At 55.7% G+C, this 772-nt stretch carries 1 protein-coding gene; it reads left to right on the forward strand.

Going from position 1 to position 772, the window contains the following annotated elements:
• Positions 1 to 179: 179 nt before the first annotated feature.
• Positions 180 to 686 (forward strand): hypothetical protein, encoded by a 507-nt coding sequence (locus BSZ39_RS12975; protein WP_187343253.1) that lies wholly within the window; start codon positions 180 to 182, stop codon positions 684 to 686.
• Positions 687 to 772: the final 86 nt, after the last annotated feature.

Raw genomic sequence — 772 nt, forward strand, 5'->3', positions numbered from 1 at the left:
CCGGGTCGTGGCTTTTCTTCGGTGACACCGTAGTCATTATCGGTGAAACTCCTTCTAGATCAGAGCCTCACACACAAACTTCCTGACACCCTCCACACGCAGGCAATGAAAAAGACGGCGATAAGAACCTCACTGATCTCATTTTCAATGCTGGTAACGACGCCGCTGAAGGTACTGTCGTGTTCTACATCGACGGCTACCACCTCGCCGAAATCCCCGTTACGGGTGGTAAAGCAACGTGGAGCGAAATGATCGGCTCTCACACATCAAGTTTCCAGGCCGTGTTTGTGCCCGCCCAGGGTGCTGCACGCTGGATCAGTGCGCCCCTGACCTCAAGCACCGGGCAGACAGCAGTGTCCACCACGAACACAGGGCAATTCCCCACAGAAACACCTGACACACCTGCCGGAGACTTCTCAACAGGCGAAGTAACGGTGAGCTCGCGCGATGTGTCCGTCAACGCACACACCCAAGGTGACGGCAACCGAGTCACAATTGACACGAAACCCGCTGATGACTCTCTTATCTACAACATCACGGGTGGCTTTTACGAAGAAGGTTACGACGAACCAACGTGTGCGGTAGATGGTGTAAGTGGCCCTGGGCGCCGTACGCTCGAAGTCAGTCGCGAGTACTGCAAGGGAGACGAGTACACGCTACGGATCACATTGGAGCCACAGAGTTGAGTCCCTCATAGTGGTGTAGCGGGGTGGTCGTGCTGGACAGCAGGGCGGTCACCGCGTGATCCTCGAGTTCATCTTCCACAACTCAC

Source organism: Bowdeniella nasicola, from assembly GCF_001907295.1.
Taxonomy (GTDB): Bacteria; Actinomycetota; Actinomycetes; order Actinomycetales; family Actinomycetaceae; genus Bowdeniella; species Bowdeniella nasicola.